16 protein-coding genes are annotated in these 13,932 nt (G+C 41.0%); 7 read left to right on the top strand and 9 right to left on the bottom strand.

What is annotated here, in order from left to right; translation table 11 throughout:
* Positions 1 to 13: 13 nt before the first annotated feature.
* The 5 genes from ACSLUF_RS13970 to ACSLUF_RS13950 form a co-directional block, all read right to left on the bottom strand.
* Positions 14 to 808: a TPM domain-containing protein gene (locus ACSLUF_RS13970; protein WP_435623381.1), complete on the bottom strand. Its 795-nt coding sequence runs from the start codon at positions 806 to 808 to the stop codon at positions 14 to 16.
* Positions 789 to 1,226 carry a TPM domain-containing protein gene (locus ACSLUF_RS13965; protein ID WP_435623380.1) on the bottom strand — a complete coding sequence of 146 codons (438 nt, stop codon included), beginning with the start codon at positions 1,224 to 1,226 and terminating at the stop codon, positions 789 to 791. Before ACSLUF_RS13965 ends, ACSLUF_RS13970 begins: the two co-directional genes overlap by 20 nt.
* Before the next feature lie 2 nt (positions 1,227 to 1,228).
* The gene (locus ACSLUF_RS13960; RefSeq protein WP_435623379.1) at positions 1,229 to 1,828 is read right to left on the bottom strand and encodes a LemA family protein; all 600 of its coding nucleotides are present in this window, start codon (positions 1,826 to 1,828) and stop codon (positions 1,229 to 1,231) included.
* Between the two features lie 64 nt (positions 1,829 to 1,892).
* Positions 1,893 to 2,222 (bottom strand): MerR family transcriptional regulator, encoded by a 330-nt coding sequence (locus ACSLUF_RS13955; RefSeq protein ID WP_435623378.1) that lies wholly within the window; start codon positions 2,220 to 2,222, stop codon positions 1,893 to 1,895.
* A complete protein-coding gene (locus ACSLUF_RS13950) occupies positions 2,222 to 3,199 on the bottom strand; it encodes a M23 family metallopeptidase (protein ID WP_435623377.1) in 978 nt (325 codons plus the stop codon). The genes ACSLUF_RS13955 and ACSLUF_RS13950 overlap by 1 nt, the downstream gene beginning before the upstream one ends.
* 105 nt (positions 3,200 to 3,304) lie before the next feature.
* Between ACSLUF_RS13950 and alaS the strand changes: the two genes are divergently transcribed.
* The 3 genes from alaS to ACSLUF_RS13935 are packed head-to-tail and all read left to right on the top strand — an operon-like array spanning position 3,305 to position 7,499.
* Positions 3,305 to 5,920 (top strand): alanine--tRNA ligase, encoded by a 2,616-nt coding sequence (gene alaS, locus ACSLUF_RS13945; RefSeq protein ID WP_435623376.1) that lies wholly within the window; start codon positions 3,305 to 3,307, stop codon positions 5,918 to 5,920.
* Entirely contained in the window at positions 5,917 to 6,876 is a 960-nt protein-coding gene (locus tag ACSLUF_RS13940; RefSeq protein WP_435623375.1) for a GSCFA domain-containing protein, read from the top strand. The genes alaS and ACSLUF_RS13940 overlap by 4 nt, the downstream gene beginning before the upstream one ends.
* Positions 6,873 to 7,499, top strand: coding sequence for a DUF4230 domain-containing protein (locus ACSLUF_RS13935; protein WP_435623374.1), 627 nt, complete (start codon positions 6,873 to 6,875; stop codon positions 7,497 to 7,499). The genes ACSLUF_RS13940 and ACSLUF_RS13935 overlap by 4 nt, the downstream gene beginning before the upstream one ends.
* On the opposite strand, the gene ACSLUF_RS13930 is transcribed toward ACSLUF_RS13935, so the two are convergent.
* The 3 genes from ACSLUF_RS13930 to ACSLUF_RS13920 form a co-directional block, all read right to left on the bottom strand.
* Positions 7,467 to 9,224, bottom strand: a complete 1,758-nt coding sequence (locus ACSLUF_RS13930) for an aromatic amino acid hydroxylase (RefSeq protein WP_435623373.1) — start codon at positions 9,222 to 9,224, stop codon at positions 7,467 to 7,469. The two genes, ACSLUF_RS13935 and ACSLUF_RS13930, sit on opposite strands and share 33 nt — an antisense overlap.
* A 94-nt stretch (positions 9,225 to 9,318) precedes the next feature.
* Positions 9,319 to 9,927: a DUF4136 domain-containing protein gene (locus tag ACSLUF_RS13925; protein WP_435623372.1), complete on the bottom strand. Its 609-nt coding sequence runs from the start codon at positions 9,925 to 9,927 to the stop codon at positions 9,319 to 9,321.
* A 63-nt stretch (positions 9,928 to 9,990) separates the two neighbouring features.
* Positions 9,991 to 10,155 (bottom strand): DUF5522 domain-containing protein, encoded by a 165-nt coding sequence (locus tag ACSLUF_RS13920; protein WP_435623371.1) that lies wholly within the window; start codon positions 10,153 to 10,155, stop codon positions 9,991 to 9,993.
* A gap of 172 nt (positions 10,156 to 10,327) precedes the next feature.
* Between ACSLUF_RS13920 and ACSLUF_RS13915 the strand changes: the two genes are divergently transcribed.
* Genes ACSLUF_RS13915 through hemL form a run of 4 tightly spaced genes read left to right on the top strand, consistent with a single transcriptional unit; the run spans position 10,328 to position 13,697 of the window.
* A complete protein-coding gene (locus ACSLUF_RS13915; RefSeq protein WP_435623370.1) occupies positions 10,328 to 10,657 on the top strand; it encodes a hypothetical protein in 330 nt (109 codons plus the stop codon).
* Positions 10,658 to 11,572 carry a 1-aminocyclopropane-1-carboxylate deaminase/D-cysteine desulfhydrase gene (locus ACSLUF_RS13910; RefSeq protein WP_435623369.1) on the top strand — a complete coding sequence of 305 codons (915 nt, stop codon included), beginning with the start codon at positions 10,658 to 10,660 and terminating at the stop codon, positions 11,570 to 11,572.
* Positions 11,569 to 12,420, top strand: a complete 852-nt coding sequence (locus ACSLUF_RS13905; RefSeq protein WP_435623368.1) for a glucosaminidase domain-containing protein — start codon at positions 11,569 to 11,571, stop codon at positions 12,418 to 12,420. Before ACSLUF_RS13910 ends, ACSLUF_RS13905 begins: the two co-directional genes overlap by 4 nt.
* Positions 12,417 to 13,697, top strand: coding sequence for a glutamate-1-semialdehyde 2,1-aminomutase (gene hemL, locus ACSLUF_RS13900; protein ID WP_435623367.1), 1,281 nt, complete (start codon positions 12,417 to 12,419; stop codon positions 13,695 to 13,697). The genes ACSLUF_RS13905 and hemL overlap by 4 nt, the downstream gene beginning before the upstream one ends.
* 12 nt (positions 13,698 to 13,709) lie before the next feature.
* Here the strand turns inward: hemL and ACSLUF_RS13895 are convergent, their stop codons facing one another.
* Positions 13,710 to 13,931, bottom strand: coding sequence for a hypothetical protein (locus ACSLUF_RS13895; RefSeq protein WP_435623366.1), 222 nt, complete (start codon positions 13,929 to 13,931; stop codon positions 13,710 to 13,712).
* Position 13,932 lies beyond the last annotated feature (1 nt).

The following is a 13,932-nucleotide window of genomic DNA, read 5'->3' as shown; positions in this document are numbered from 1 at the left end:
GATTTAAGGGGGTCTACCAACCTCCTGAGGCGCCGCCGCCACCAAATCCTCCACCGCCGAATCCACCGCCAAATCCACCGGAACCAAACCCTCCTCCACCGAATCCCCCACCGGAAGAGCGAGAGCTTCGACCCATATTGCTTAGGATAATCATGTCCCAAATATCTAATCCAGAACCTCTTCCACCTCTGTTGTTGCCTCCTCGGTTGTTTCGATTTCTTCGGGAAAGAATGATGAGGATGATGAAAAAGATAATAAAAGGAAGTAGTGCCTTAAGAGGAAAACCCTCACCATTTGAAAAGGTTCTGTCTTCATTAAACTCCCCAGAAAGTACTTGAAATATAGCATCGCTCCCTTTGTCAAGCCCTGAGTAATAATCACCCTGTTTGAATTCGGGAATAATAATAGATTCTATAATCCGTTTGGAGAGTGCATCTGTCAGAGCACCTTCAACTCCATACCCTGTATTGATTGCAATTCTGCGGTCTTCTTTGGCCAATAGGACTAAAACTCCATTATCCTTATTGGCTTGGCCAATACCCCACTTTTGGCCCCATTGCGCTCCCAAAAAATTGATGTTTTCACCTTCTGTAGAACTTATGATGGCCACTACAATTTGCGTAGAGGTACTATCCGAGTATCGAATGAGCTTTTGTTCCAGTGCTCTTTTTTGACCGTTGGATAAGAGGCCTATATAATCATAAACACTGGTTTGATTTTTTGGTTTATCGGGAATGGTAAATTGACCCCAACTTAGTGCGGAAGTGAGAAATAATAAGACAAAAAAACTAGCCTTTGGAAATCTCATCACTCAATTCATTGATATCCCCATGATCCCAAGGGAAATGTGCTTCCAATTCCTTACCTGCCATTAAAACGCCCTGTACTATTCCTTCTTTGAAATTACCATCATGAAAGTGAGAGGAAATCACCTCTTTGGTGCTTTCCCAAAAACCCCTTGGGACAGCTCGGTCAATACCACTATCTCCATAAATGACGAATTTTTTGTCATCCACAGCAACATAAAGTAGCACCCCATTTTCATCTTTGGTATTGTCCATTTTTAAGAAATGAAATACCTGTTGGGCCCTGCTAAAATGGTCCATTTTGGTACTTGCTTCGATGTGTACGCGAATCTCACCGGAAGTATTTTTTTCAGCCTCCAGAATGGCATTAACGATTTCCTGCTCTTCTTTGGCAGAAAGAAACTGTTCAACTTGGGACATAGTTAATCAAATTGAAAATCGACATCGGGATTATTTTCAGCACCTGATTCCGCTTCGAAATATGTCATTTTTTCAAAACCGAATATGCCAGCAAGAATATTGTTTGGAAAATCTCTAACATGTTCATTATAGGGTTGAACAGATTCATTGAACCTATCTCGTGCTACATTAATTCTATTTTCTGTCCCCTCAAGTTGTGACTGAAGCTCTAAAAAGTTTTGATTCGCTTTCAATTCAGGATAACGTTCTACAACTACAAGCAACTTGTTTAATGCACTGGAAAGTCCACTTTGCGCACTATTAAATGCAGATAACTGTTCAGGGGATATATTCGTTGGGTCAATACTAATTGATGATGCTTTCGCCCTGGCCTCAATGACATCCTTTAAAGTACCTCTTTCAAAATCAGCAGCGCCTTGAACAGTTTTTACCAAGTTTCCGATTAAGTCACTTCTGCGTTGATAAGAGCTTTCTACTTTTGCCCATTGTTGCTTTGTTGTTTCTTCAAGATTTATTGTCTTGTTATAAAAACTTTTCGTCCAACTAAAAACCGCAAAGATTATAACCCCGATTACAATTAAGGGAATTAACCATTTTTTCATTTTCTTCTGTTTAGTGTTTGTTATAGTTGTTAGATAGGTGTGTAGCTATTGGATTTTGTTACACTTAGAGCTGATCTTTGATTTTCAACAGCTCAGCCTTTACCTTTTGTAGTTTTTGAATGACCTCAAAATTGGAAAGGGTCTTTTGTTTTTCTTCTTTTAAATGAATTTTGGCACCTTCCAGGGTAAATCCTCGTTCTTTTACCAAATAATAGATGAGTTGTAGATTTTTAATATCGTCTGGAGTAAACTTTCGATTACCCTTCGCATTTTTTTTAGGTTGAAGCACATCAAACTCCTTTTCCCAAAAACGAATCAAGGAAGTGTTCACACCAAAGGCTTTGGCCACTTCGCCAATGCCATAGTATCGCTTTTCAGGAAGGTCTACGTGCATTAATCGAGGGATTGATTCTCTTGGTTGGCAAACTTGAGCATATTTTCAAACTCTTCGGCCGTCAAACTTCCGTAGTAGAAGTTAATAGGATTGATACGTTCCCCATCTTTCCAAACTTCGTAGTGCAAGTGAGGAGCCTCAGAACGTCCTGTATTACCAACAAAACCAATCAAGTCGCCTCTTTTTACTTTTTGACCCACACTAACGTTGTATTTGCTTAGGTGAGCATACAAGGTCATGTACCCATACCCATGATCTATACGGATATGCTTACCATATCCCGATGATCTATTGTCAGCACGAGTGACTTTTCCATCGCCCGGGGCATAGATGGGTACCCCCCTGGGAGCGGTAAAGTCCATTCCCCGGTGCATTTTTCTAGCCTTGGTAAATGGGTCTGAGCGCCAACCAAAACCGGAGGCCATTCGAGTAAGGTCCTCATTGCGGACAGGCTGAATGGCAGGAATGGAAGCTAACAGTTTTTCTTTTTCTTCGGCTAGTTTAGCAATCTCATCCAGAGACTTGGATTGGATGACCATTTGCTTTTGAATAATGTCTAACCTTTTGGTGGCATTGGTAATGATTTCAGAATTATTGAACCCTTCCAGAGATTTGTAACGATTTACCCCTCCAAATCCGGCTCTACGCTGTTCTTCTGGAATGGGATTAGCCTCAAAATAAAGGCGATAAATGTTGTTGTCACGATCTTCAATATTGGCCAAGACCTGTTCAATTTGCTCCATTTTGCGATTAAGGATTTCAAACTGAAGCTCGTAGTTGTTGACTTCCCGCTCCAAAGAAAGTTCTTTAGGCGTATTGAGCCAACTGGTGTTCAATAAAATAATAAGGGCCAAAAATCCAAAAAGGGCGGAACCTAAAATAAAGAAGGTGAGATTTCTATATTTTCTCGACTTTTTAGGTTCTATCTTTCGATACGATAGTGTATCGGGGTCGTAATAGTATTTAACTTTATGCATGAAGGGAAATTATCCTATTTTTGCCCATTCTTTTTTATCAAAACAAACAAATATAAAGATTGTTTTGTACAAAGTGTTAAATTTAATAAAACCCTAGCAAATCCAATGACATCCCAAGAAGTTAGAGCGCAGTTTTTGAACTTTTTCAAAGGGAAGGAACACAAGATTGTTCCTTCAGCTCCTATGGTCATAAAGGACGACCCCACCTTGATGTTCACGAATGCCGGGATGAACCAGTTCAAGGAGTTTTTCTTGGGAAATTCAGAAGCTAAATCGAAGAGGATAGCCGACACGCAAAAGTGTCTTAGGGTTAGTGGAAAGCACAATGATTTGGAGGAGGTGGGCAAAGATACCTACCATCACACCATGTTCGAGATGCTGGGGAACTGGAGTTTTGGGGATTACTTCAAAAAGGAAGCTATTGAATGGGCATGGGAACTATTGACAGAGACCTATCAAATTGATAAGGACAGTCTTTATGTTTCGGTGTTTGAGGGAAGTAATGATGCAGATAACCTAGAAATGGACCAAGAAGCTTTCGCTTTGTGGAAGGCGATTGTTCCTGAGAGTCGCATCATAATGGGCAACAAAAAGGACAATTTTTGGGAAATGGGTGATCAAGGTCCATGTGGTCCTTGTTCTGAAATCCATGTGGATATCCGCTCAAAAGAGGAAAAGGAAAAAGTACCTGGAGCCACTTTGGTGAATCAAGACCATCCAGAGGTCATAGAAATCTGGAATTTGGTTTTTATGCAATACAATCGCAAAGCAGACGGTCGTCTGGAAAACCTTCCTGAAAAACATGTGGATACAGGTATGGGATTTGAACGTCTTTGCATGGTATTACAAGGCGTAAAATCCAACTATGATACCGATGTGTTCTCTCCACTTATTCGCGAAATAGAAACCATTACAGGGCATAAGTATGGGAAGAGTGAAGATGTGGATATTGCTATTCGCGTAGTGGCAGATCATGCCAGAGCGGTAAGTTTTGCTATTGCGGATGGACAATTGCCAAGCAATACTGGTGCGGGCTACGTAATCCGAAGAATACTTCGTAGAGCAATACGATACGGCTTTACGTTTTTAGATACCTCCAAACCCTTCATGTATCGATTGGTAAAAGTGTTGGGAGAAACCATGGGCAAGTCATTCCCAGAACTGGTGGAGCAATACCAATTGATTGAAAATGTAATTAAGGAGGAAGAAAACTCGTTTCTATCAACATTGGAACAAGGTCTTGTGCTCTTGGAATCCATAATTTCTTCAACCAAGGATAAAACCATTTCTGGCGAAAAGGCATTTGAACTCTATGATACTTTTGGTTTTCCGATTGATTTGACTGCACTTATTCTTGAGGAAAAAGGCTTGCAATTGGATAGAGATGGGTTTGACAAAGCGCTTCAGAAACAAAAGGATCGGTCTAGGGCCGCTTCTGAGGTGTCCAAAGAAGATTGGACCATTCTTACCTCAGACTCTGAGCAGGAGTTTATAGGATACGACAGTCTGGAAACCGAGGTTAAGATTGTGAAGTATCGAAAGGTAAGTACAAAGAAAGAAGGGGAGCAATATCAGTTGGTTTTCAATTTGACTCCTTTTTATGCCGAAGGTGGTGGACAAGTGGGTGATAAAGGGTATTTAGAGGCTTCCAATGGGGATGTAACCTATATTATCGATACCAAAAGAGAGAATAATGAAATTGTCCACTTTGCAGAGAACTTACCAAAGGATATTACCGGGGACTTCAAAGCTTCAGTAGATAAAAAGCAGCGTTGGAGAACCGCAAGCAATCATACCGCTACCCATTTGTTGCATCAGGGACTTCGAGAAGTTTTAGGGAACCACGTGGAACAAAAAGGCTCGGCGGTACATTCCAAATATTTGCGTTTCGATTTTTCCCACTTCTCCAAATTGACGGTCAAGGAACTTCGTGATGTGGAAAATTTTGTAAATGCACGCATCGAGGGGAAGCTTCCTTTGGAAGAAAATAGGAACGTACCATTAAAAGAGGCGATGGCCGATGGAGCAATGGCCCTATTTGGCGAAAAGTATGGGGATACCGTGCGTACCGTGCGTTTTGGGCAGTCCATCGAGCTATGTGGAGGAACCCATGTAAAGAACACTTCGGATATCTGGCATTTTAAGATTGTTTCTGAAGGAGCCGTAGCAGCTGGAATTCGAAGAATTGAAGCAATCACCTCGGATGCGGTTAGGAAGTTCTATTTTGAGAACAATCGCATGTTTTATGAGATAAAAGACCTTTTGAACAAGGCCCAAGACCCGGTAAAAGCTGTCGAGAGTCTTCAAGAAGAAAATACGGCCCTACGTAAGCAAGTGGAGCAGTTGCTGAAGGATAAGGCGAAAGGATTGAAAAGCGAGTTGATTTCTGAACTGAAAGAGGTAAATGGCGTTCAGTTTTTGGCAAAGAAAGTAGATTTGGATGCAGCGGGAATAAAAGACTTGGCTTTTGAAATAGGTGGGCAGACGTCTAACTTGTTTTTGCTGTTGGCTTCGGAAAAGGAAGGTAAAGCTTTGCTTGGGTGCTATATTTCGAAGGATTTGGCCTCAAACAAGGGCTTGAATGCCGGTACAATTGTACGTGAGCTCGGCAAGCATATTCAAGGCGGAGGAGGAGGTCAGCCCTTTTTTGCTACCGCTGGAGGTAAAAATCCATCTGGAATTCCTGATGCGCTAAAAGCTGTGGAAGCCTTCTTGGAATGAAACTTCAAACGATAATCCCGCTTCGAAAAAACCATAATCTTTTAGATTATGAAAGTCAATCTTTGCTTCTGGGGTCCTGTTTTTCTGAAAGCATTGGGGATAAGTTGGATTATTTTAAATTTAATATACTCCAAAACCCGTTTGGAATCCTGTTTCATTCCTTGGCGATTGAAAACCTTTTGGAACGAGCCATTTCTCAAAAACCATATACCAAACAAGAAGTTTTCAAACTAGGGGATGTTTGGAGCTGTTTTGATGCCCACTCCCAGATGAACGCGCTTTCCCGGGAAACGCTTCTGAATAGTTTAAATCAAAGTTTGGAGAGCACGGCTTCCTATGTGAAAAAAGCTTCTCATATTTTCATTACGTTAGGCACAGCGTGGACGTACCAACACAAATCAAAGAGCAATCCCGTAGCCAATTGCCACAAAGCGCCGCAAAAAGAGTTTGAAAAGAAATTACTTTCCGTAGAAGAAATAATGGGGAGCTTGAAGAATATCGTGACTTTGGTGAAATCCATTAACCAAGACATTCAAATTGTTTTTACCATTTCCCCTGTTCGACATCTTAAAGATGGTTTTGTGGAAAATCAACAAAGTAAAGCGCATTTAATTGCTGCAGCGCATGGGTTTTTAGCTTCCGAAGAGGGTCCCGGATGCCAATATTTCCCTAGCTATGAAATCGTAATGGATGAACTCCGAGATTATCGTTTCTACGGAAAAGATATGGTACACCCCAACGAATTGGCTATTGATTATATCTGGCAAAAGTTCAAGTCGGCATGGATTTCCGAGAAAGTCTATGATTTTATGGACGAGGTTGAAAGTATTCAGAGAGGTTTGTCCCATAAACCATTCAATGCCGATTCAAAAGCACATGGAAAGTTTCAAAAAAACCTTCAGTCAAAAATTGAGTATCTTCAAAAAAAGTATCCTTCTATAAATTTTAATAAATGAAAAAAGTACTTGCCGGTGCCTTAATTGCCTTAACATCGGTATTGATATACAAGTCCTGCGCAGAGAATAATGAGCAAAAAAGGATATTGAAGGAGAGTTCCTTGCTCATTCAAGAGGAGTTAAAGAATGTGTCCAAATTGATTGTATCCGAGGGTCATTTTTCTGAGGTGTACAATTATCAAGATTCCAAAGAACTGTTCGGTACACGGCTTACCGCCGAGAAAAAAGCTTTGGTAGTAGTCAACGCAGAAGTAACCATAGGTTATGATTTAAGTAAGTTGCAGTACGAATTGGATGAGGAAAATCGAATTTTGAGATTGACAAGCTTGCCTTCACCGGAAATTAAGGTCAATCCAGACTTTGAATATTATGACATCAATGCCGATTATTTCAATCCTTTTGGCGCGGAAGATTATAATGCGATAAAGGAAAATGTCAAATCCTCATTGTTAAAGAAGGTTGAATCATCAACACTCCTTTCGAATGCTGAAAACCGATTGTTGAGTGAGCTTTCTAAAATTTACATACTTACCCAATCCCAAGGCTGGACTTTGGTCTATGAGGGAGAAGAGATTAACAGTCCAGATGTGCTATTCAACCTTGGAAAAACTTTGGTTGACTAGTTCAATACCATCGTCAATAAGATGACCTACTTTAGGGTTATCTTGTTTGACTTGCTCCAGATGGCTTAATATTTCTTTTTCGAATTTGGATTCTCCGTTCTTTTTGGCCAACTCATAGATTTCCACGGCCAGAAGCCAATCCGAAGGATAATTTTTTTGGAGCGCTTGAAAAACCTTATGCCTGGATACGGTAGAGTTTTTGCCGACTCGTATATCTCGAATCTGTTCGTAGTATTCCTCCAAACGTAATCTAGACTCGTCTTTTTTCGGTTTTATCGTAGTCTCGGTCAATTCATGGGTTATCAGGTCGAAACTTTTCAAATCCGCAGGGCCGTTAAATGCAGATACCACTTTCTGTCCCACCGCCATATGGTAATATCCCCAGTTGGGTAGAAACAGCAAAGTCCCATCATGAGTGACGGTGCAATCTTTAAAAGTGATTAATATGATTTTGCCCTGAAGGTTTCGCGTTCCAGTAACAATGGTACCTTCCACTTTGACTCCCCCTTCAAATTCCAAGGCTACTTTCTCCCCTTCAAAAATATTGTAGGCACGTAGGTCTCTGGGCCCCATATCTTCAATGGCCAAGTTGATTCCTTTGAGTTTTCCAATTGGAGACCCAAAACCTTCTGGATGGTCCAAGGTGCTATGACCCACCAATTCTTTTTCCCGATAGGCTAGAGCCGTAGGGCCCACGGTTCGGATGTAAACCGGTTCTCCATCATGTTCAATGATACTATGGAACTGACCAGAAATTTGAATCCCTGTACTTAGTTCGGCACTGCCCAAGGCCTTTGATTCAATAAGTTTCTGAATTCCTGAGAGTCCACCTGTTCTAAGGCCCATGGTGTTGGCAAAATCCTCCAAAACCTGACTGAGATGGGCAAAATTAGGTGTAACGAAAAGTTGAGGTTGGGGTTTCGTGATATCAAAAGACGTATTGGCCGCCTCAATAGTGTATGGTAATTTGCGAACGTCTTCTTTGAGGCACCATTCACTTTCTCCAATAGAAGAAAGTAAGCCTGCTCCATATATCTTAGGATTTTCAAGTGTTTCTATCAATCCGTATTCCACGGTCCACCAATGCAAGTTACGAATCAGGGCCATTTCACTGGGTTTCCCCATATTCTCTTGAAGATATTCGATTTGCTTTTCAGCTTCATCGATTTCTTCTTGAGGGGTTCCGGGAGCCTCTTTTATGATGGATAAGTGCCGCACGGCCTCATACAATTCATAATCTTTGGCGCTGGATATCGCTTTACACCCAATCTCCCCAAAACGCCGGAGGTACTCTGCATATTCTGGATTGGCAATAATTGGAGCATGCCCTGCACCTTCGTGTATAATATCTGGTGCCGGGGTATACTCTATGTTTTGCAATTGTCGAATATCAGAAGCGATGACCAAAACATTATACGCTTGGAATTCCATGAAGGCGGAAGGCGGAATAAATCCATCTACAGCAACCGCAGCCCACCCGATTTCCTTTAAAATACGGTTCATTCCATACATATTTGGAATGTCATCAATGGAAATACCAGTCAAATCCAAACCTTCTACATAGGAGCTATGCGCCACTTTGCTCAAATAATCCACATTTTTACGCATTACATAGCGCCAAACGGCTTGGTCAATGGCCGAATATTGCTCGTAATTCTGAGGTTTTATGAATTGCTTGAGATGCGTTGGAAGTTTATCCAATATGGGGTTAGACTCGTATGCCATTACTAGAATTTAAGTAGCCTTAAAAATACGAAATCCTTTTCGCTCAAAGGGGATGGACATAAAAAAACCGCTCCAAGTGGAGCGGCCAGTATTCTTAGTTTGCAGCCAACTGCGAAGCAGTAGGATATTTTTCTAGGATTTCCGAAACAAACTGTTTTATTCTTTTTTCCTTTTTCTCAATATTCTTGATGTTGTTCAAGGTGCCTACTCCACGACCTTGCCAGACCAACTCTTTTTTCTTGGTGTCTATAACATCAATGTAAAGAGATCCTTCTGTGCGTGTGGTGACGTTAGGTCCGAAACCTCCACCCCATCCAAAACCAGGGCCGAACAACCAAGGATTGTAAAATCCTCCGCCCCATCCGAAGCCACCCCAGCCAAATCCGCCCCATCCGAAGCCAAAATTGTTGTTGTACACGTCGACTCTTTCACGTTCTTTGGTAAAGATGCTTACCAAAACGTCGGGCTGACTGGATTTAACAAAACCTCTTGCTGCCATCTCCACGTCAATAGCTTTCAATATTCGCTTTTTATCCAAATCTGATATTTCAGCTTTATCAATACCGGTTTTATAAAAAGCATAGGTTTTAAACGTATTGAAATTTGCTTCTTTATCGTAATCCGTAATTACCTTGACCGATGAACAGGAGGCCAGAAAAACCAAGGCCAAAATGGGTAGTGTAAATTCTTTTAATCTTTTCATAGTACTTTTTTTTGAGTTCATTGAATCCTTATTTCAATAGCACAAATATTGTGCCGAAGAAAGCTAAACAGAACGACTATTTGTCTTTTTATTATATCCGTAAGGACAGTGCCTGCATCCACTTTCACAACAATATCCACGTTTTAGATGATATTGTTCGGTAAACACCTTATATCCCTCTTCGGAGAGGTAAAAATCCCCTTCTTCCAAGGGAATCAACTTTTTCATAGTTTATTATCCAACATTAATATTTTAAAAATACGCCAATTGCCCGAAACGGCCTAAAAATCTAGACTATACGGGCAAACTGGGTTATTCACCGAAATTGTTAATGTTATTCATCGGATATGCATACTTTCTAGCATTTTAAACAGTTATCTTTGGATGTAGGATTTTTGCTATGATCGTTATCTTCAAGCATTTCTTTTACCGCAACTATGTCGGCTTGTCTTTATGGCCTTTCATCATCCTGAAGGAAGATGAACTAAAAAATGATGAGGTGTTAATCAATCATGAGCGAATACATCTTCGTCAGCAGAGGGAATTGCTAATAGTTCCTTTTTATCTTCTATACCTGACCGAATGGCTTTTGCGCACGGTGCTGTATTTGAATAGCTACAGAGCCTATCAAAATATAAGTTTTGAACGGGAGGCCTATGCCAATGAAAAGAATCCTGAGTACCTTTCCCATAGAAAAGCCTTCAGTTTTGTGGATTATTTGGTTCGATAAATGCATCCACAACCTATTCCCAATCAAGAAGTACGACTACCTGAATTGCAAGAAAAGCAAGTCAAACTTTTTATAAAAAGGGAAGATGCCATCCATCCCTACATTTCTGGGAACAAATACAGAAAGTTAAAATACAATCTAATTGAGGCCAAGAATAAAGGGTTTGATACTTTGCTTACCTTTGGCGGGGCCTATTCCAATCATATTGCGGCAACAGCTTATGCCGGAAAAGAAGCCAGGTTAAAAACGGTTGGAGTGATTCGTGGAGAAGAGCTTTCGAGTAGTTGGAGGGAAAATCCAACCTTAAAACAGGCACATGAAAATGGAATGCAATTTCATTTTGTATCCCGCGAAGCGTATCGAAACAAAACACATCCAAATTTTTTGACGGAATTAGAAGAAAACTTTGGGCGGTTTTATCTGCTTCCAGAAGGGGGTACAAATACACTTGCGGTTAAAGGGTGTGAGGAGATTTTGACCGAAAATGATGCCCAATTTGATTTCATTTGCTGTTGTGTGGGTACTGGCGGAACACTATCTGGGCTTATTAATTCGGCAAAATCCTATCAGACGGTTTTGGGTTTTCCAGCCCTCAAGGGCGATTTTCTAAAAGAAGATATTCTTAAATTTGCCCGAAATGACAATTGGAAATTGATTTCTGACTATCATTTTGGGGGATATGCCAAAATCAACAAAGACTTAATTGATTTTATGAATCAGTTCAAGTTAAAAACAGGCATTCCCTTGGACCCGATTTATACAGGCAAGATGCTGTTTGGCATCATCAACCTAATCCAAAAGGATTTTTTTAAACCGGGCTCTCAAATCTTGGCCATTCATAGTGGTGGCCTTCAAGGAATTCAAGGCATGAATCTTGAATTAAAACGAAAAAACCTACCTAAGTTGGATATATGACAAGAAGAATTGGAGTTGTATTGATTTTTAGTCTCTTGGTGGCCAGTTGTGGTTCCAAGAAAAGAGTGGTTTCCAAAGAAAATGAACCTGTAGTTCAAAATAAAAGCCCACGAAACCCTAATACAGGATTACCAAAAGATGGCCCCAAGGAATCCGAATTGTATCCTTTACCGGAAAATCCAGGACGGTTTGTAAAGTTTCCAATAGCTGATACCCAAGAGTATATCGAAACTTTTGCTGAAATGGCCCAATATGAAATGAGGGCTTTTGGCATTCCCGCTAGTATTACACTGGCGCAAGGGATTTTGGAGAGTGGCTCGGGTCGTGGCGAACTTACTCGAAAAACCAACAATCATTTCGGCATTAAATGCCATACCGGTTGGGATGGGGAGTTCGACTTTCATGATGATGATGCCAAAGGAGAGTGTTTTCGGAAATACAATCATCCTATGTACTCCTTCAGAGATCATAGTATCTTTTTGACCACCCGTTCTCGGTATAAATTCCTGTTCAATTATCGGAGAGATGATTATAAAAAATGGGCATATGGATTACGACAGGCAGGTTATGCCACGGATAGAAAATACCCTCAAAAGTTGATTGCCCTTATTGAGCGATACGATTTGGACGCTTATGATGAAGAAGTAGTTCGAGGAGGGCTAAACACGGTTCGGGAACCTAAACAATATGATGTTTTCACTCATATTGTGGCTAAAGGCGATACTCTGTATGCCATTTCACGTCGATATGCCATTTCCGTTGACGAATTGAAACGTCTCAACAATCTGACCAGCAATACGATTTCCATAGGACAAGTACTCAATATTAGGAAAGAAAAATCCAAATGATTTACCAAAGAAGCAGCGCATTGTTCGCTGAAGCCAAGAAATACATTCCAGGGGGGGTGAATTCACCTGTAAGAGCGTTTAAAGCGGTAGGAGGCGATCCCATATTTGTCAAAGAGGCCAAAGCAGCCTATCTCTATGATGAGGATGGCAATCAATTGATAGATTATATAGCGTCGTGGGGACCGCTGATTTTAGGTCATGCATACGAACCTGTCATCAACGCGGTGATTGAAAAGGCCAAAAAAGGAACTTCCTTTGGAATGCCGACAGAAATTGAAACAGAATTGGCTCAATTGGCAGTTTCCATGGTGCCCAATATCGACAAGATTCGTTTTGTGAACAGCGGCACGGAAGCCTGCATGAGCGCAGTACGATTGGCAAGAGGTTATACAGGAAAAGACAAAATCATCAAGTTTGCTGGATGCTATCACGGCCATTCTGATTCTTTTTTGATTCAGGCTGGGAGCGGAGCGGTAACTTTTGGAAGCCCAAATAGTCCCGGGGTTACCCAAGGCACAGCAAAAGACACGCTGCTTGCGAATTATAATGATTTAGAAGGGGTAAAAGCCTTAGTTGAAGCGAATAAAGAAGAGATAGCCGCCATTATTTTGGAACCTGTGGCGGGCAATATGGGTTGTATTATTCCTTCGGATGAATTTATACAAGGACTTCGCGAACTTTGTACACAAGAAGGTATTTTGTTGTTGTTTGATGAGGTAATGACCGGATTTCGATTAGCAAAAGGTGGAGCTCAGGAAGCTTTGGGCATTGATGCGGATATTGTGATGTTCGGAAAGGTGATAGGGGGAGGATTACCGGTGGGTGCCTTTGCTGCTAAAGCTGAAATCATGGCTCATTTGGCCCCAGAAGGTCCAGTATACCAAGCGGGAACCTTAAGTGGAAATCCATTAGCTATGAGTGCTGGCTTGGCCATGCTCACTGAATTGAATAACAAACCAGAGGTTTTTACGAGTTTAGCCAATAAAACAGAGCATTTGCACAAGGGTATTGCCGAAGTGTTGACGGAAAGGGGAATCGCACACCAAATCAATCGTTTTGGCAGCATGATTTCCGTCCATTTTTGCGAAGAACCAGTTGTCGATTTCGCTTCATCTGCTAAAGGAAACAATGATAGCTTTAAAAAATACTTCCACGGTATGCTCAAGCAAGGAGTTTACCTACCTCCATCTGCTTTTGAAAGTTACTTTTTGAATGATGCTCTCAGCTATGCTGATTTGGATAAGACCATTGAGGCCGTTCGGCATTGTGAGTTTTAGGTTTCAAGTATTTTAATATAAATCAATTTGGGAATTTGGATATACCTTGAGAGAAGCGTCCATGTCTTCAAGTTTTTTGGGAAAATCCAAATCTGCTTTTACCTCCAGTACATAATCGGTTCCGTCCAATTCAGTATGCGATAACTCACCGTTGAATTCCACCTTCATAGTCAAAAGGGTTTCTTTCAATTTCCTGAGGTCCGTTTTTTTAGGTACAACAATAAGCCAATCCATA

The organism is Flagellimonas sp., assembly GCF_965601775.1.
Taxonomy (GTDB): domain Bacteria; phylum Bacteroidota; class Bacteroidia; order Flavobacteriales; family Flavobacteriaceae; genus Flagellimonas.
Note: the sequence above shows the minus strand (reverse complement) of the source record. Positions and strands in the feature narration are given on the sequence as shown.